General features: G+C 35.2%; 12 protein-coding genes. 10 read left to right on the top strand and 2 right to left on the bottom strand.

Annotated elements, in window-relative coordinates; translation table 11 throughout:
* The first annotated feature begins 177 nt into the window (after positions 1–177).
* The 8 genes from APR43_RS21560 (at position 178) to APR43_RS21525 (ending at position 12,950) form a co-directional block, all read left to right on the top strand.
* Complete coding sequence (locus APR43_RS21560; protein ID WP_053473050.1) at positions 178–3,180, top strand: SusC/RagA family TonB-linked outer membrane protein; 3,003 nt, start codon at positions 178–180, stop codon at positions 3,178–3,180.
* Between the two features lie 17 nt (positions 3,181–3,197).
* The gene (locus APR43_RS21555) at positions 3,198–4,721 is read left to right on the top strand and encodes a RagB/SusD family nutrient uptake outer membrane protein (RefSeq protein WP_053473051.1); all 1,524 of its coding nucleotides are present in this window, start codon (positions 3,198–3,200) and stop codon (positions 4,719–4,721) included.
* 84 nt (positions 4,722–4,805) lie between these two features.
* Positions 4,806–5,978: a cellulase family glycosylhydrolase gene (locus APR43_RS21550; protein WP_053473052.1), complete on the top strand. Its 1,173-nt coding sequence runs from the start codon at positions 4,806–4,808 to the stop codon at positions 5,976–5,978.
* A gap of 216 nt (positions 5,979–6,194) precedes the next feature.
* Positions 6,195–7,235, top strand: a complete 1,041-nt coding sequence (locus APR43_RS21545; protein ID WP_053473053.1) for a glycoside hydrolase family 43 protein — start codon at positions 6,195–6,197, stop codon at positions 7,233–7,235.
* A gap of 268 nt (positions 7,236–7,503) precedes the next feature.
* Positions 7,504–9,315: a glycoside hydrolase family 2 protein gene (locus APR43_RS21540; RefSeq protein WP_053473054.1), complete on the top strand. Its 1,812-nt coding sequence runs from the start codon at positions 7,504–7,506 to the stop codon at positions 9,313–9,315.
* A gap of 193 nt (positions 9,316–9,508) precedes the next feature.
* Positions 9,509–10,531, top strand: coding sequence for a family 43 glycosylhydrolase (locus APR43_RS21535; RefSeq protein WP_053473055.1), 1,023 nt, complete (start codon positions 9,509–9,511; stop codon positions 10,529–10,531).
* Between the two features lie 55 nt (positions 10,532–10,586).
* Complete coding sequence (locus APR43_RS21530; protein ID WP_053473056.1) at positions 10,587–11,765, top strand: aldose epimerase family protein; 1,179 nt, start codon at positions 10,587–10,589, stop codon at positions 11,763–11,765.
* Between the two features lie 195 nt (positions 11,766–11,960).
* Positions 11,961–12,950, top strand: a complete 990-nt coding sequence (locus tag APR43_RS21525) for a glycoside hydrolase family 43 protein (protein ID WP_053473057.1) — start codon at positions 11,961–11,963, stop codon at positions 12,948–12,950.
* Positions 12,951–13,524: 574 nt separating this feature from the next.
* Here APR43_RS21525 and hmpA read toward each other — a convergent pair.
* Positions 13,525–14,736: an NO-inducible flavohemoprotein gene (gene hmpA, locus APR43_RS21520; RefSeq protein WP_053473058.1), complete on the bottom strand. Its 1,212-nt coding sequence runs from the start codon at positions 14,734–14,736 to the stop codon at positions 13,525–13,527.
* Positions 14,737–15,444: 708 nt separating this feature from the next.
* Here hmpA and APR43_RS21510 point away from each other — a divergent pair.
* Positions 15,445–17,544, top strand: coding sequence for an alpha-L-fucosidase (locus APR43_RS21510; protein ID WP_082356457.1), 2,100 nt, complete (start codon positions 15,445–15,447; stop codon positions 17,542–17,544).
* 140 nt (positions 17,545–17,684) lie between these two features.
* Entirely contained in the window at positions 17,685–19,598 is a 1,914-nt protein-coding gene (gene nagB, locus APR43_RS21505) for a glucosamine-6-phosphate deaminase (RefSeq protein ID WP_053473060.1), read from the top strand.
* A gap of 298 nt (positions 19,599–19,896) precedes the next feature.
* Here nagB and APR43_RS21500 read toward each other — a convergent pair.
* Positions 19,897–20,241 (bottom strand): transposase (locus APR43_RS21500; RefSeq protein WP_133063771.1); only part of this gene is annotated, 345 nt, incomplete at its 5' end.

Raw genomic sequence — 20,241 nt, 5'->3', positions numbered from 1 at the left:
GCATCAATAAAATTAAGTTTGAAAAAATACACCATTAATAATTTTGAATTAAAATGAACACATTATTATTACTGAGCAATATTAATTATTTTTTTGCTCGCATCAGAGATGATTAGAATTTTTAAAAAACAATTGTAAAACCAACCAAGAAATGAAAACTATCTAAATGACAAATCAATGAAAACAAAGATCACTCAAATTTTAAAGCAGAGATATTACCTCTTGTTTTTCTTTAGTTTATTATTACAACAAACGTATGCACAACAGCAAATAACCATAACGGGAAAAGTAGTTTCTGCAACAGGAGAATCAATTCCGTTTGCTAACGTTGTCATAAAAAACACAAAAAATGGTGCAGTTACCGATTTTGACGGTACATACAAAATAGCTGCCGCGGGAAACCAAACACTGGTTTTTAGTTCACAAGGCTATAAAACAACAGAAATTGAAATCAACAACAAAACATCTATCAATGTTACTTTACAAGAAGATGCAATGAAACTGGATGAAATTGTAGTTGTAGGTTACGGATCACAACAGAAAAAAGACCTTACCGGAGCCGTTTCGCTGGTAAAAGCTACAGAAATCCAAAAAAGACAGGTAACTACTGTTGCTGATGGATTACAAGGTTTAGTTACCGGAGTTAAGGTTCGCGGCGGCGGACGTCCGGGACAGGAAGCCAGCGTAGAGATTCGTGGTCTTAAAAATCTTCAAAATACAAATCCATTATATGTAATTGATGGATTAGTAACTTCTGCAAACAGAGATTTTAACCCAAATGATATTGAAAGCATTCAGGTTTTAAAAGATGCATCTGCAGCAGCAATCTACGGTTCGAGAGCAGCAAATGGTGTAATTATTATTACCACAAAAAAGGGTAAAAAAGGACCGCTTCAAATTGATGTTTCTGCAAAAAGCAGTTTTACAACTATCCCACGCTATGATTTGGCAGGAACTGAAGAGTTTGCCAGATTAAATAATATGGCTTATGATAATGCCGGAATGACAAGACAAAACCTGAATATGGCAGTTAATACAGACTGGCAGGATGCAGTTTTTAGAACAGGAATGATGCAGGATTATAATGCCAGCGTTTCTGGCGGGAATGAAAACTCTACATTCTTTATGTCGGGGAATTATTTTGGAAATGAAGGAGCAGTAATCGGAACTGATTTTGACAGAATTTCATTCCGTGTAAATTCAAGCGGTACAAAAGGAATTTTCAGTATTGGAGAAAACTTAGCCATCAGTAATTCTAAAACAGATGAAATGTCTGGAAATCCAATTATTGATGTGTACAGAATGACGCCAACAATTCCGCTTTACGACGCAGCTAATCCTGGAGGATACGGTTACGGTAAGCAAGGTGTTGCAGATACTTTTGGAACAAATCCTCTTGCAATTGCTGATTTTGCTAATACGATCAACGAAAATTTCAGAATTAGAGGAAATATCTGGTCTGAACTAAAATTTGCTCCATGGTTGAAATATCGTTTCAATTTTGGATATGAAACTAGTTTTGACTCTTATAAATTCATGAGAAAAGTAGGGAACTGGACGTTAAATCAACCGATAGATCCATCTCAGACAGATCAAAATAAAGGAAGATCACAAACAACATTGTTCGAAAATACTTTGACTTTCAAAAAAGAATTTGGAAAACATGATATAACGGTTCTAGTTGGTCAGACTTTTCAAAAAGACAAATACGATCAAATTTATGGTACAAAAAGAAACCTGCCAATAAACTCCGGAACTGGACAATATTATGAGGTTTTAAACCAAGGAGATTCTCCGGTAGTTGGTGGTTTTATTAATGAAGCAGCTCTTGCATCTTATCTTGGAAGAATTGAATACAATTATGATAACCGTTATTTATTAAATGCTGTTTTAAGACGCGACGGATCATCAAGATTTAGTGATGCAAATAAATGGGGGAATTTCCCTTCTGTTTCAGCTGGATGGAGAATAAGCAACGAATCATTTTTTAAATCAGAGTTCATTAAAGATTTAAAATTAAGAGCGAGTTATGGAGAATTAGGTTCTGGAAATATTAAAGAGTACGAATACAAAAGTTTCGTTAATAATTTCGGACAGATTGTGTTAGGTCAAAATTTATATCCTTCTGCAACTCAGGTAAAATTATCAAATTCAGAACTGCGCTGGGAAAAATTAAAACAAACCAACTTTGGATTAGATCTTGGTGTTTTAAATAATGATTTACGTCTTACAGCAGATTATTTTATCGCTCGTACAGAAGATGTATTATTTGGTTTCCCAATTTTATTAACGACAGGAAATGACGGCGGAAATCCAATTTCTAATGCTGCAACTGTTGAAAATAAAGGTTTTGAATTAGAATTAGCTTACAGCAAAAAAATCAATGAATTCTCGTTTAATGCTTCTATCAACTTTACAAAAGTTAACAACAAACTAGTTTCATTAGGTAACGGACAAAACGAAAACATTTCTGGAAATACAATCACAAGAGCTGGTATGCCGGTAGGAATGTGGTATGTTTTACAAACTGATGGATTGTTTCAAAATCAGCAGGAAATTGATAACTACAAAAATGCTAATGGACAAGTAATTATGCCAAATGCTGTTCCTGGAGATATTCGTTTTAAAGATGTTAATGGGGACGGACAAATTACAAGTACAGATAAAGCTATTGTGGGAAGCCCTTGGCCAGAATTCGAAATGGGTTTAAATGCAGGAGCAGAATATAAAGGTTTTGATTTTTCTATGAACTGGATCGCTTCTCACGGGGCAACTGTTTATAACGGATTTAGAAGTGTTGTAGACAGATTCGATGATAATAGTAATTACAGAGCCGGAATCCAGCCTTGGACACCTGAAAACCCAAATACTGATTTTCCTAGAATAACAAAAGGGTCAACTTTAAATTCAAGAGGAGACAGCGACCGTTTCTTAGAAAATGGAGATTTTATCAGACTTAAGTACATTGGATTTGGTTATAACCTGCCTCAAAGTGTCTTGAAAAATTCAGGTATTTCGAGAGCGAGATTAACATTATCGGCACAAAATATTATTACAATTACTAAATATAAAGGTTTAGATCCTGAATTTACAAACAGTAATATTTTTGAAAGAGGCGTTGATAATGGTGCTTTCCCAAATCTTCAAACGTATTCTTTTGGTGTTGATTTTAGCTTTTAATTTAAAAAAATAGCATAATGAAAAAAATAATAATAATAACCGCAGCTTTTCTGGGTCTTGTTTTTACAGCTTGTGAAAGTGAATTAGACCTGAACAGCCCAAATGATATTACAGTAGACCAATATTGGAAAACTGAAAGTGATGCTCAGGCTGGTGTAAACTCAATTTACGCTATGTTTTACAAAGACGGTCTTTGGGCAAGATGGATGTATTTTCGTTTAGATTTGACTTCTGATGAAGGGTATAGTGTAAGCCCGTGGACAGAATTAGCAGACTGGACGCGATTCAATTATATCAATTATAATTTTTGGGAAGGAAATGCGGTAACATGGAGAGATACCTACAAAGCCATTTTTAGATGTAATCAGGTTTTAGCAAATGTTCCGAATATCACATTTCAAAATGAAGATGATAAAAAGAAAATCATTGCTCAGGCTAAATTTTTCAGAGCATTACATTATTACTATGCAGCCGTAATCTGGGAAGATATTCCGTTAGTTTTAGATCCATCTACACCAGCAGATTTACCACAACAAAAAAAGGTAACTGAAATTTGGGCTCAGATTGAGAAAGATTTAAACGAAGCTTTTGTGGATTTACCATCGCAATGGCCATCTGATCAAACCGGAAGACCTGATAAAGGAGCTGCCAAAGCATTTTTAGCAAAATTATACATGCAGCAGCACAAATGGCCAGAAGCCAAAACGGCACTAGAATATTTGATTACAGGGCCAGGTGCAAGATATGGTCTGGTTACTAATTACAGAGATAATTTTACAGATGTAAACGAAAACAACAGCGAATCTGTTTTTGAAATTCAGTTTGGAGATCAAAGAAAAGGAGGAACTGGTGAAGATCCAAATGCAGCCGTTTCCAGTAACCGTGGTCAGTTTTTTGCACCAAGAGGAATTGGCTGGTCTGACGGACAAGCACGTTTATGGCTTGTAAATGCTTTCAAAGAAGAAAAAAATAAAGATGGTAATCTTGATACCCGTTTAAGATGGACTTTATACTATCCGGAATTATTGGCTGACTTTGGAGATAAAACCTACGGAAGAAACTGGGAATGGAACAATAATGAAGCCTGGTTTAGAAAAGGAAGCCGTGATTATTACAGAAATAATGAAGATTATTACAGCCAGGTAAATTACAGATTAGTTCGTTATGCTGATATTTTACTGCGCTATGCCGAAGTTTTGAACGAAACAGGAAATACGGCACAAGCTTATCAGTATGTTGATTTAGTAAGAGCTCGTGTAAACATGAACACTTTAGCAGCTGCTCATCCTGAAATAGGAAACGATCATGATAAATTCTTAGAGCGTTTAAAAACAGAAAGAGTTTTAGAATTAGCCGGAGAAAGTGTGCGTTGGGAAGATTTAAAACGCTGGGGAGATTTAGATACTCAGGCTTCTGTTGATAAAATTGCGCTTCGTGACCCGGATTTTAAAAACTTCAAAGTGGGTAAAAATCATAGAATGCCAATTCCACAAAGTGATGTAGATAATAATCCAAATCTGGAACAAAACTCAGGATATTAAAAACTAATTTTTTTAAGGGAATCAGATGTATTGGTCTGATTCCCTTATCATAAAGAACGATTGTTCATAATAACAAAATTTATAATGAGAAAAGTAAAATTGTGTCTGACATTTATGTTGGCAGGATTAGTATTGCTAAGCTGCAACAACAAAAAGAATACTACTGAAGAAAATAAAAACGAAACTGCTGCAGTTGAAAAAAGAGAAATCTGGACAAAAGATCAAGCCAATAAATGGTATGCAGAACAGCCTTGGTTAGTAGGTTCAAATTATTATCCTAGCACAGCTATAAACCAATTAGAGATGTGGCAGGAAGATACTTTTGATCCAAAAAGAATTGATCAGGAACTAGGCTGGGCAGAAAATTTAGGCATGAATGTAATGCGTGTTTACCTGCATGATTTATTGCACCAGCAAGATGCAGAAGGATTTTACAAACGCATGGATCAATTTTTAGAAATTGCAGATAAACATCATATCAAAATCCTTTTTGTTCTATTTGATTCATGCTGGGATCCCTTTCCTGCTTTAGGAAAACAACGTGCTCCAAAGCCGCACACGCACAACTCAGGCTGGGTACAGAGTCCGGGGCAAAAAGTATTGCAGGATAAAACACAATATCCTCGTTTAGAGAAATATGTAAAACAAACCGTTGCTCATTTTAAAGATGATAAACGTATTTTAGGCTGGGATGTTTGGAACGAACCAGATAACATGACAGGTCCATCTTACGAAAAAATAGAAATCAAAAACAAAGTCGATTTAATCCTTCCTCTTTTAAAAAATGTTTTCGTTTGGGCAAGAGAAAGCAATCCTTCACAGCCATTAACTTCTGGAGTTTGGGTTGGAGACTGGAGTGACGAAGCCAAAATGAAACCAATGCACAAAATGCAGATCGAACAATCGGATATTGTTTCTTTCCATAATTATAACACACCTCAGGATTTCGAAAAAGTTATCAAACAATTACAGCGTTACGGAAAACCTTTATTATGTACAGAATATATGGCAAGACCAAACGGAAGCACATTCGAAGGCTTTTTACCAATCGCAAAAAAATACAATGTTGGAATGATCAACTGGGGATTTGTAGACGGAAAAACACAAACGAAATACGCTTGGGACAGCTGGACAAAAACATATACTGCAGAACCAAAAGTATGGTTTCACGAAGTATTACACACAGACGGAACACCATATATAAAAGCCGAAACAGATTTAATCAAAAAGATGACATCTGAGGCGAACAAGAAGTAGAATTATTGGCCACAGATTTCACAGATTAAACGGATTTTTACTGGTCAATTTTATTAAAATCAACTTAAAAAATTAAATCAGTGAAAACCTGTTTGATCCGATTAATCCGAGGGCAATAAAAATAAATCATTTTAATCCTTTTAATCTGTGGCAAAAAAATAATTAGTGAAAATTAGTGGAATTCGTGGCAAAAAAACATTTTAATCTTTTAGCAACATGAAAAAATACACAATAAAACAGCTCTTTTTTCTGCTGGTAATTCTGACTGGAATTTCTGCGAAAGCACAACAACCAGACCCGCCGGGGCAAGTAAAAGGAAATGAAAAACCCAAAAACGAAGCCTATCTTTTTGCGCACATGACGCACAACGATTACGGCAGATTATACTATTCTGTAAGTTTAGACGGTTTGCATTGGGAAAACCTCAACAACGGAAAACGAGTTTTTGAAGAATACAAAGGACATCCCGATATCTGCAAAGGCCCGGACGGAAAATATTACATCGCAGGCAATACAGGCGATGATGCAAAAAGTATCAATATTTGGGTTTCAGATGATTTAATTACCTGGAAAAAACACTCCGATTATACGCCGGATTTAAAAAGCACGCCTGATTATTCAAATGCTTTACAGCGAATTGGAGCGCCAAAATTATACTACGACAAAGACTCAGAAAAGTTTATCATGACTTGGCACACGCCTCATCTTGATGGAACAAAAGAAGATCCTGAACGTTATTGGGCAAGTCAAAGAACACTATATGTTTTATCAAAAGATTTAAAAACTTTTGAAGGAACACCAAAACGTTTATTCGATTGGGATATGGGAACGATTGATGTTTTCATCCGTAAAGTCGGCGATTCTTATTACGCCGTAATTAAAGATGAAACGTATCCGACTTTGTACTGGACAACCGGAAAAACCATCCGAATTGCGAAATCAAAATCCCTTTTAGGACCTTATTCTTTACCCCAGCAATCGATCAGTCCAAACTTTAGAGAAGCACCAATGTTAATTCCTTCTCCAGATGATAAAATATGGTACATGTATTACGAACAATACCCAGGTGTTTCCTACGGATTATCAATTGCAGATAATTTAAACGGACCTTGGTTTCAAGCCTCAGGTTATACTTTTTTCTCAGATTGGGATAAATACAGCTTCCCTGAAAAAGTACGCCACGGCTGCATGGTTACAATCTCTAAAAATGAATACGACAGTTTAGTGAAGAAATTTGGAATCACTAAAAATAAATGATGAGTTATAAGTTATGAATTATGAGTTTGGAATTAGGCGTTTGTTAGTGTTTTTTGAGTTAATACGAAACAGAGATTATTTTATCGGAAATAAATTATAATCACACTTAAACCAACTCATAATTCATAATTAATAATTCACAATTATAAAAATTGGTTAGTAAAGTTAGTGTTTGAAATTACCAGACTATGTGGATATGGTCTGGTAATTTATTTAGTAAAGAAGAAATAGCAATAATCGAGGAAATTATTGCATAAAACGATATAAAATGAATAAGAAAACTACAGTTCTGGTGGCGCTTTTTTTAAGCTGTCTGGTTCATGCACAATGGAAACCGCAAGGCGATAAAATCAAAACAAAATGGGCAGCGCAGGTTGATCCGAACAAAACTTTACCAGAATATCCCCGTCCGATTATGGAGCGCGGCCAATGGAAAAATCTGAATGGTTTATGGAATTATGCCATTCAGGAATTTGGCAAAACAGCGCCTTCAAAATATGACGGGCAAATTTTGGTTCCGTTTGCGGCTGAATCAAGCTTATCTGGCGTGATGAAAGAAGTTGGAGCAAAAAATGAACTTTGGTACGAAACCAATTTTTCAATTGAATCAAACTGGAGCGGAAAAAATATTCTGCTGCATTTTGGAGCTGTAGACTGGAAAACAGAAGTTTTTATAAACGACATAAAAGTAGGTTCACATACAGGAGGTTATACACCATTTTCATTTGATATTACACATTTTATCCAAAAAGGGAAAACTCAAAAACTGGTTGTAAAAGTTTGGGATCCATCAAACGACGGCCCACAGCCAAGAGGAAAACAAGTTAAAAATCCGGAGGGAATTTGGTACACACCTGTTACCGGAATCTGGCAGACGGTTTGGATTGAACCTGTAAATGCTAAAAACATTTCAGAATTAAAAACAACACCAAACATCGATCAAAATACAATCAGTATTAAAGCCGACGTAAACGGAGCAGAAAAAGGAGATTTAATTGAAATTTCTGTTTTTGAAGGAGGAAAAGAAATTGCAAAAGAAAAAGCTGTTGTAGGCGAAAGCAATGATATTGTTTTAAATTCTCCAAAATTATGGTCGCCGGAAAATCCATTTTTGTATCAGACAAAAGTCCGTTTAATCAGCAAAAATAAAGTTGTTGATGAAGTGAAAAGCTATTTTGCGATGCGAAAAATTTCATCAAAACGAGATGAAAACGGAATCATGAGAATGCAGTTAAATAATAAAGATTATTTTCAATTTGGGCCTTTAGATCAAGGTTGGTGGCCAGAAGGATTATATACTGCACCAACTGACGAAGCTTTAAAATACGATATTATTAAAACGAAAGAATTAGGTTTTAATATGATTCGTAAACATGTGAAAGTAGAGCCAGAACGCTGGTACACACATTGTGATCAATTAGGAATTTTGGTTTGGCAGGATATGCCAAGCGGTGATGAACAACCGATTTGGCAAGATAAAAAGTATTTTGAAGGCACAGAATTACAGCGTACTCCAAAATCACAAGAAATCTACAAAAAAGAATGGAAGGAGATAATGGATCATTTGTATTCGTATCCAAGTATTGTAGTTTGGGTTCCTTTTAATGAAGCCTGGGGACAATTCAAAACGGTAGAAATTACAGAATGGACTAAAAATCACGATCCAAGTCGTTTAATAAATTCTTCAAGCGGAGGAAATCATTTTCAAACGGGCGATATTTTAGATTTACACAAATATCCAGCTCCAGAATTGTATTTGTATGATGCCAGAAGAGTTACTGTTTTAGGTGAATACGGTGGAATTGGTCTTCCGTTAGAAGGTCATTTATGGAGAGCAAATGACAATTGGGGTTACGTTAAATTTAAAAACGAAGCAGAAGTTACTGCCGAATATGTAAAGTACGCTCAAATCCTTAAAAGCTTAGTAAAAACAGGATTTTCGGCAGCAGTTTATACGCAGACAACCGATGTTGAAGGCGAAGTAAACGGTTTTATGACCTACGACAGAAAAGTAGACAAAATGGATTTCAAAGCAATAAATCAAATTAATACTGAAGTTATTGATGCTTTGAATCATTAAATAGTGATTTTTGACATATAGTTCTCATAGTTTGTCATCTCGACGAAGGAGAGATCTCCACAAGAAACTCTACAAAGATTGGCGATTCTCTATGCGGAGCTACTTGCGGAGATCTCTCCTTCGTCGAGATGACAAGATTGAGGCAGAAGAAAATATATATTTAAAAACCACGCCCAATAATAAAAAAACTAAAATGAAAAAATACGTAATCCTTTTTCTGTTCACAATCATAAGTTTTGCCCAGCAAAAAACATTCACAAATCCCATTTTGCCAGCAGGTGCAGACCCGTACAGCACGTATTACAAAGGTTATTATTACTATACCAATACACTTGGAAATCGTTTGGTTTTGTGGAAAACAAAAGATTTATCCGATATCAAAAATGCTGAAAGCAAAGTGATTTGGACACCGCCTAAAAACACGAATTATTCAGCAGAAATATGGGCACCAGAATTTCATATTATCAAAGGAAAATGGTATTGTTATTTCGCCGCAGATAATGGTGATAACAATAACCACAGAATGTATGTTTTAGAAAATAAAGCATCAGATCCATTTAAAGGGAATTTTGAATTTAAAGGTAAAATTGCTGCCAAAACAGATAAATGGGCGATTGACGGAAATGTCTTCGAACATAAAAAACAACTATACATGATTTGGGCTGGCTGGGAAGGCGACACCAACGGACAGCAAAACATCTACATCGCTAAGATGAAAAACCCGCTTGAAATTGAGGGCGACCGTGTGATGATTTCATCGCCAACAAATGACTGGGAAACACACGGCGCATTGCATGATGATGTAAATCCTGCGCAGGTAAATGTAAACGAAGGCCCGCAGTTTTTAGAAAGAAACGGTAAAATTTTCATCGTGTTTTCAGCAAGTGGATGCTGGACCGATTTCTATTCTTTGGGATTATTGACCTTTAACGGAGGCGATAATTTATTAGATCCATCGGTATGGAAAAAATCTCCGGAACCAATTTTTAAACAATCAGATAAAAATAAGGTTTACGCACCGGGACATAATTCATTTTTCAAATCTCCTGACGGAAAAGAAGACTGGATTTTGTACCACGCGAATTCAAATCCTGGAGAAGGCTGCGGAAATAAAAGATCACCAAGAATGCAGAAAATAGATTGGGATGCAAACGGATTTCCGGTTTTGGGCGAACCTGTAAGTGAACAAACTAGATTAGCAATTCCATCAAAATAAAACTATAAAAACTAACCAGAGGATAATATTACTTTTTCCTCGCAATGACATAAAAATGAAAAATATTCAAATCGCTGCGGTTGTTTTACTGGCACTTTTTCAATTCAATTGCAAAGACAATAAAAAAGAAAATACAACTTCAATTGAAACTGCCGAAATAAAAACAGATTCAGTTAAAACCGTTTTAGAAACTAAAAATTTTGATACAATAATCGAAGGTAAAAAAGTCAATTTATACTGGATAGAAAACAAAGGAATCAAAGCCGCTTTTACCAATTACGGTGGAAGATTAATCGGACTTTGGGTTAACGATAAAAATGGAAAACCAACCGATGTTGTTGTTGGAATGAACAGCGCAAAAGGATTTAAAAGCTCAACAGAACCTTATTTTGGAGCCACAATTGGAAGAGTTGGAAACCGAATTGGAAAAGGAAAATTTACTTTAGAAGGAAAACAATATCAAGTTCCGCTAAATAATGGAAAAAATGCTTTACACGGTGGTATAAAAGGTTTTCAGGATGTAGTTTGGAATGCCGAAAAAGCAAACGAAAACACTTTGGTTTTTACTTACGTTTCTCCAGATGGAGAACAAGGTTTTCCTGGGAATTTAACCGTAAAAGTAACGTATACGATTACGGATGATAATTCGGTAAAAATGGAATACGAAGCGACAACAGACAAAACAACTTTAGTTAATTTAACAAACCACGCCTTTTTTAATTTAAACGGAGAAGGAAGCGGTACAATCTTAAATCATGAATTACAGATTTATGCTAATGAATTTACTCCCGTTGATGAAGGCTTGATTCCGAGTGGTGAATTAAAATCAGTAAAAAATACTGTTTTTGATTTTACTTCAAAACATACAATTGGCGAAAGAATCGAAGCGAAAGATGAGCAGTTGAAATTTGGAAAAGGATACGATCATAATTATGTTTTAAACGAAACAAAGAAAAATGGACTGAATCATGCTGCAACAATTTCCGGAGATAAATCTGGAATTACAATGGATATTTTTACAGAAGAACCTGGATTACAGTTTTACAGCGGTAATTTCATGCAGTCGAAAAACACATTTAAATCTGGTTCAAAAGATGACTTCAGAACAGCTTTTGCATTAGAAACACAGCATTTTCCAGATGCACCAAATCAGCCAAAATTTGCTTCAATTGTTTTGAAAGTGGGAGAAAAATATCATACGGTTTCTTATTATCAGTTTTCTGTGAAAAAGTAGTTTAACCGCAAAGTTTTTTTTACCGCAAAGAGCGCTAAGGTTTCGCAAAGGTCACAAAGTTTTTTTGTCACTTTTGTCACCCTGAGCGAAGTCGAAGGGCGCAAAGTTATTCCTCATTTTTTTAACTCTTTGCGTGCTTTGCGTAATTCTTTGAGCTCTTTGCGGTTAAAATACACCAACTAAAACCAATAAAAAATGAAAAAAATACTATCCTTAATAACATCACTTTGTGTTTTCGCAGCCTGCTCGCAGGAAAAAGATGCCGACAAATCAACACCAAAACCAACAGAAGTAAAATCCAGTTCAATTTTACTGGCCGACCCAACTATTTTTTATAATAATGAAACCTATTATTTATACGGAACTACAAGCGGAGATATTCCAAATGGAGAAGGATTTCAGGTTTATACATCTTCGGATTTAAAAGACTGGAAAGGTCCGGTTGGAGCGCAGAATGGTTTGGCTTTTAAAAAAGGAGATGCTTTTGGCGACAAAGGATTTTGGGCACCGCAGATTCTTTCGTATCAAAATAAATTTTATATGATTTATACTGCGAATGAAAATATTGCTGTTGCTACAAGTGACAGTCCGCTTGGGCCATTTAAAAACGATTCAAAAGAACCAATTATCAAAACGGGAAATCAAATCGATCCGTTTATTTTTATTGATGAAGATGGAAAAAAATATTTGTATCATGTTCGTTTAATAAATGGAAACAGAATTTTCGTGGCAGAAATAAACGACGATTTTAAAAGCATAAAACCAGAAACTTTAACGGAATGCATTTCTGGAACTATGCTTTGGGAAAATACACAAAACGTAAACTGGCCGGTTACAGAAGGACCAACGGTTTTAAAACACAACGGCTTATATTACATGATTTATTCGGCAAATGATTTCAGAAATATTGATTATGCTGTAGGTTATGCAACCAGTAAAAGTCCGCTTGGGCCTTGGGAAAAAGCGACGGACAGTCCGATAATTAGCAGAAAAAATACCAAACAAAACGGAATTGGCCACGGCGATGTATTTTGGGATAAAAACAATAAAATGCATTATGTCTTGCACACTCATTATAGTGAAAGTGCCGTTTCGCCAAGAAAAGCCGGAATTATTTCAATTGAATTTAAAGATGGAAAAATAGTAGCTGATCCTGCAAGTTTTCAGTTTCTAAAAGTTAATTAATAACATCCAGTTATCATTCCGTAGGAATGTTTCGTCGGTAGAAAAAAAATAAAGGTCAGTGACATTTACGTTCCGTAGGAACGTTTGATATGCCAGATTATTAAAAAATGATTTCAAACGTTCCTATGGAACGTAAACAATGATGACAATATAACTTTCTACCAATGAAATGTTCCTACGGAACAAAAAAGATATAAAATAAAAAGAGGCTGGTCTCGATTTTTGAGACAGCCCTTTTTTGTTTTCCTGCAAGGTTTCCAAAACCTTGTAGGTATTCTGTATTTTAAGTTAAAGCAATAAATTATTTGACGTAAAATTTAAGCCTGCAAGGTTTTAAAAACCTTGCAGGAGTTGAAACCTATATTAGGAATCTTTTTTATTGGAAAATATAAAAAATGAAAACAAGTTTGAAATCAAAGCAGCAACCAGCCAGGAACGCATCCAAAAAAATAAAAAAATAGATTTATTAGAGCAGTTAATACTGGCAAGAGTTAAAGTTATAAAAAACGTTGTTGTCAGATTTTGAAGTATTTGAATTAATAATTTCCTATTATAAAACCGGACAATGTTCATCTTAATTCAAATTAATAAGTTGAGGTCCAAATTCTTCGTAGAAAATATTTTCCTGACTTACATTTAAATTAATAAGCGCTTCATATTGCGTTTTGATAAACATTTCTGGCCCGCAGATGTAATATCGGGCTTCTTCTAATAAAATAGAATCTTTACATTTATGAAGGTCAACACGACCATGAATTACTTCATTTGAAATTACATTTTCCGGCGTTACAGCATCATAAAAAGTAAAGGTTTCTAAATGATTTGCTTCTTCTTTTAAGGCTGAAATCTGATCTTTAAAAGCGTGAACAGATTCATTTCTGCAGCCGTGAATCCAGATTGTTTTTTTATTCTGAATCGAATTCAAATTTGTTTCCAGCATACTTAACATCGGCGTAAGTCCAACTCCTCCGCTTATTAGTACTAAAGGATTTTGAGAATCTTTTTCTAAATGAAATAATCCTGCAGGAGAAGAAATAGAAATAATATCACCTTCAGATTTTGAATGCATTGTATTCGAAACCCAACCGTTTGGATTTGGCGCAATTCCGCTTTCTTTTTTTACCGAAATTCTGTAATATTCAGGATTAAAAGTGCTTGACAAACTATATTGTCTTGGCTGTAAAAGATTCAATTCAGGTACAAAAACCTGAACGCTGATAAACTGTCCGGGATGGAAATCGGCAATTTCTTTTCCGTCTTCTGGATAAAGATAAAATGATTTGATTTCGGCCGATTCTTCAACAATTTTTTTAATAACGAATTTTCTCCAGCCATTCCAGCTTCCCGGTTTTGCCACATTTTCTTCGTATAAACCTTTTTCAAGATTAATCATAATATCGGCAAGTTCGTAAAAGGCAACTGTCCAGGCTTCCAGAATTGGCAGTGTAGCAGCTTCCCCAACAACTTCTCCAATAGAAGCAATAAGATGTGTTCCTACGATTTTATATTGTTCCGGCTGAATATTTAGGCTTCGGTGTTTGGTTCCAATTCTTTTTAATACGCCAATTAAAACTGACGGATCTTCAATATTTTCGGCGTAAGCCAAAACTGCATTTGCCAGCGCCGATTTTTGTCTTCCGTTTGCCTGATTTCCCATATTAAACATATTTCGCAATTCAGGATGATGCTTAAACATTCTGGCATAAAAATAATTGGTAAGGTCTTCGCCGCTCGCTCGTAAAATTGGAATCGTAGCTTTTATAAGCTCTTTTTGTTGTGGATTCATTTTGAATAATTTGATTAGGATTTAAAATTGAAATTCTAAGAAATAAAAGGCCTTAGAACTTATATTCGCAAATTTAATCCCACAGTATTGCTCCATTTTATGATTCAAATCATAATGGAAGAAGTTTTTTTGTTTCAGGTTTCAAGTTTCAGGTTGGGATAAAATTATTTTTTCACAAAATATATATTCTCATTTTATTCCGTAGAGACGCACAGCAGTGCGTCTACGTCTCGAATATCAAACATTGTGGTTACGTTGCGCAAGACGCACTGCTGTGCGTCTCTACGATATACGTTGTGTTGATTTTTGTTTTTTTTGAATTGCCTCCAGCTTTAGCTGGAGGTAAAAAAGGTTATTAAGAAAGGGCTTTAGCCAAAACTTCAAAGTTTGGCTAAAGCCTTTCATGTTTTCATATTTTAAACCTCCAGCTAAAGCTGGAGGCAATTCATTTTTGTAAAGAATTGAATATTCTCGTTTTATTCCGTAGAGACGCACAGCAGTGCGTCTACGTCTCGAATATCAAACATTGTGGTTACGTTGCGCAAGACTGCTGTGCGTCTCTACAATATGCTTTGTGTTGATTTTTATTTTTTTACAATTAATAATCAACAATCAACAATTCAAATCCGTTGTTGGTCGAAATTCTGCATTGCGAAATTTCAATTTATAGTACATTTATGTTTACAGATTATTTTAAGTAAATCAGCAATGAAAAATATCTTTCTTTCCATATGTCTTTTTGGTATAATTTCCAGCGGTTTTAGTCAGGAATTGGCAAATGCTCCAAAACCTTTTGGACCGCTTCCTACGCAAAAACAAATCGACTGGCAGGAAATGGAATTTTATGCTTTTGTGCATTTTTCATTAAATACATTTACCAACAAAGAATGGGGTTACGGCGATGAATCTCCTGAATTGTTTAATCCAACAAATTTAGATGTTCGCCAGTGGGCGCGCATTGTGAAAGCGGCTGGAATGAAAGGAATTATTTTGGTTGCGAAACATCACGACGGATTCTGTTTATGGCCGTCGGCATATACGGAACGTTCTGTGAAAAATTCTCCGTGGAAAAATGGAAAAGGCGATTTGGTTAAAGAATTGGCCGCAGCCTGTAAAGAATACAATTTAAAATTAGGATTATATCTTTCGCCTTGGGACAGAAACCGCGCCGATTATGGCAAACCAGAATATGTAACGTATTTCAGAAATCAGCTGAAAGAATTATTGACAAATTACGGAGATGTTTTTGAAATGTGGTTTGACGGTGCAAACGGCGGTGACGGCTATTATGGCGGAGCCAATGAAACCCGAAAAATCAATACACTTGAATATTATAATTGGGATGAAACCTATAAATTAATTTACAAAACGGCACCTAAAACTTTGGTTTGGGGAGTTGGCCCTTCGGAAGCGCGATGGATTGGAAATGAAGATGGTCGTGCCGGAAAAACAAACTGGTCGCTTTTACGTCAGAAAGATGAATTGGCAGGAAAAGTGCATTATACCGAATTTATGTCGGGACATGAAGATGGTGAAAAATGGGTTCCGGGCGAAGCCGATGTTTCAATAAGACCGGGATGGTTTTATCATTCGGTTGAAGATGATAAAGTACGTCCGCTGGATGAAATGGTTGATATTTATTATGAATCAGTTGGGAGAAATGCTACTTTATTATTGAATCTTCCGGTTGATAAAAGAGGTTTGGTTCACGAAAATGATGAAGCGAGATTAAAGGAATTAGTTGCAACAATTAAAGCCGATTTTAAAACGGAATTATTATCCAAAACAAAAATTACGGCTGATAATGTTAGAGGAAATAGTTTAGAATTTTCTGCAAAAAATGTTTCTGACGGAAATAAAAATACCTATTGGGCTACAGACGATAATGTAAAAACTGCTTTGATAACTTTTGATTTTGAGAAACCTACAGCTATAAACCGAATTTTACTTCAGGAATATATTACGCTTGGACAACGTGTAAAGGCATTTAATGTTGAAGCAAAAGTTGATGGAAACTGGAAAACGGTTGCAAACGAAACTACAATTGGTTACAAAAGAATTTTAAGAATCGACAGAGTTAAAGTATCGGCTTTAAGAATCAATATTACAGACTCAAAAGCCAATATTGTTATTTCAAATATTCAGGCTTACAACGCGCCGACTTTTGTGCGTATGCCGGAAATTCAGCGTGATAAAAATGGTAATGTAACCATTAAATCTGAAGATGGAAATCCTGTTTATTATTCGCTTGACGGAAAAAATCCAACGAAAAAAAGTGCTTTATATAAAGGAGTATTTCGGGTTAATAAAGCGGTTACTATAAAAGCCGTTGCTATTGATGCTGCAGAAAATATCAGCAGTGCTGTAAAAACGGCAAAATATGGTGCATCAAAAGAAAACTGGAAAATAGTTTCGGCTTCAAGCGGAGATTTAAAATCGGCTGACCGAATTATTGATGGAAATCCAAATACGGATTGGAGTTTTGGAGGCGATGCGAATAAACTTCCGCAGGAAATAACCATTGATATGGGAAGCCTTTTAAACATGAACGGTTTTACTTATGTACCGCAGCAAGTGGGTAATAATCTTAATTTAATTTCCAATTACGAATTCTACACAAGTACCGATAATGTAAACTGGACATTGCAGTCTGAAGGTGAATTTTCGAATATAAAGCACAATCCAATTGAGCAGGTTAAGACTTTCAAAAAAGCTAAAGCCAGATATATTCGTTTTGTTGCCAAGTCAGCGGTAGGGAAGGGTTCAACAGTTTCTATTGCAGAAATAAACGTGATCGAAACATTATAATTCCTTTTTAATTTGTAATCTTTTTGCTTAAAGTTTCCAATTTTGTTTTTTAGCGAAGCTTACAGGTTATTAGTCGAATTTTTGATTATTTACATTATGTAATATTTAATTTTATACTAAATAATTACAACAACAGGCAAATGATTAAAGAAAGTATAAATTTCAAAGAGGCTGGAAAGTTCGAAGAAACGCGTTTTGAAAAGATACACAATGTAATTTTCGATTCGTCTAAAGAAGCTTCGATTTTAGTTGCTCAGGAAATCGCCAATATAATTCAAAGAAAAGAAGAGTTAAACGAACCTTGTGTTTTAGGTTTGGCAACAGGATCTTCACCTATAAAAGTATACGAGGAATTAGTTCGTCTTCACAAAGAAGAAGGTTTAAGTTTTGAAAACGTAGTGACTTTCAATTTGGATGAATATTATCCAATGGATAAAAAAGATATTCAGAGTTACTGGTATTTCATGCACGAGCATCTTTTTAATCACGTTAATATTTTGCCTCAAAATATAAATATTCCTGACGGAAGTATCAGCAATGAAGACCTTCAGCAATATTGCATCGATTATGAAATGAAAATTAAAGCTTACGGCGGGTTGGATTTTCAGCTTTTAGGAATTGGACGAACGGGACATATCGGGTTCAACGAGCCGGGATCTCACGTAAATTCAGGAACGAGAAGCATTACATTAGATCACTTAACGCGTGTTGATGCGGCATCATCATTTTTAGGAATTGATAATGTGCCTAAAAAAGCGATTACAATGGGAATTGGTACAGTAAAAAATGCCAAAAGAATTGTACTTCTTGGATGGGGAATCAGCAAAGCAGAAATTATAAAGAAAACAATCGAAGGTGAAATTTCATCTCGGGTTCCGGCGACGTATTTACAACAGCACAACAACACAACTTTTGTTTTAGATACCGAAGCTTCATCAGAATTAACGAGAGTGAAAACGCCTTGGTTGGTAAAATCTGTAATCTGGACAGACGAATTGAAATTGAAAGCGGTGGCTTGGTTAAGCGAATTAACTAAAAAACCTTTCTTGAAACTGACTGACAAAGATTATAACGATAACGGAATGTCAAGCGTTTTAAGCGAAGAAGGAACTGCATATAATTTGAATATCAAAATGTTCAACAAAATGCAGCAGACTATTACGGGCTGGCCGGGCGGAAAACCAAATGCTGATGATACCTACAGACCAGAACGTGCCACTCCGGAAAGAAAAAGAATTATCATTTTTAGTCCGCATCCTGATGATGATGTTATTTCGATGGGAGGAACTTTTGACAGATTGGTAGAGCAGGGTCATGATGTTCATATTGCATACCAGACTTCTGGAAATATTGCAGTTTCGAATCAGGAAGCTTTAAAGTTTGCTGAAATTTCTAAGGCATTAAATGCTAATTCTGGTGAAGCGGAAAAGATTATTGACTTTTTGAAAAACAAAAAAAGTAATGATATCGATTCGTTAGAAGTTAGAAAATTAAAAGGGTTGATTAGAAGAAGTGAATCTCTGGCAGCAACACGTTATTTAGGTTTGCCGGATTCTAATGTAAACTTCCTTGATCTTCCTTTTTATGAAACGGGAACGGTAAAGAAAAATAATCTTGGTGAAGCGGATATCGAAATTATGTGCGATATCATTGAAAGAATAAAACCTCATCAAATTTACGCAGCTGGAGATTTAGCAGATCCGCACGGAACGCACAAAGTTTGTCTGGATAGTTTATTTGAAGCTTTGAAACGTTTGAAACACAAAAGTTATATGGATGACTGCTGGGTTTGGTTGTACCGAGGTGCTTGGCACGAATGGGAAACGTACCAAATTGAAATGGCGGTTCCAATGAGTCCGGATCAGGTGCTGAAAAAACGTCACGCGATTTTCTATCACCAGTCTCAAAAAGATGGTGTAATGTTTCAGGGAGATGACAGCCGAGAATTTTGGATTAGAGCAGAAGACAGAAACAGATTAACTGCAGAAAAATATCACGCTTTAGGTTTAGCAGATTATTCTGCAATTGAAGCCTTTAAGAGATATTTCTTCTAAGAAAATATTTAAAATAAAATAGACTATTTCATGTGGTTTATTTGGTTAGTTACCAAGTTTTGAAATGCAGCCGTGGTTGGCTGCATTTTTTTTATGCTTGTTTTTGAGATTTAACCACAAAGTTTTTTTTTTACCGCAAAGTTCGCAAAGTTTTTTTTTAGCTTTATCATTAAAAGAAGCTGAAGGACACAAAGCTGTTCGTCATTTTTTGTCACCCTGAGCGAAGTCGAAGGGCACAAAGAAGCTCCACAAAGTATATCCTCAATAAACATCAAACACAATCTTGTCATTTCGATTTCTATGATAAAACCAAATCTTTTTCATAAAAGGTTTGGTTTTTTATTACTGCAAAAACCCGATGGATTATTTTGTTTCTCACAGCATTTAAAACACTCATTTTATTTTTTCCCTCATCAATTTTTCTAATGTAATATCTTCTCAGATCATTATCTAATCTAATTGCACTCATTGCGGCCAGATGCAGAATAGTTTTTAAATTTTTATCAGCAAGCATTGATACTCCAGGCCTTCTTTTTAATGATGTTCCGGATTGAAAATCAAAAGGTACAACTCCACTATAGCATGCCATTTTTCTTGGATCGGTTATAATTGTAAATCCTTCTGTTTTTGATAATAATGTCCA

It is taken from the genome of Flavobacterium sp. NLM, assembly GCF_002210235.1.
Classification (GTDB): domain Bacteria; phylum Bacteroidota; class Bacteroidia; order Flavobacteriales; family Flavobacteriaceae; genus Flavobacterium; species Flavobacterium panici.
This window is presented reverse-complemented; position numbering and strand designations above follow the sequence as displayed.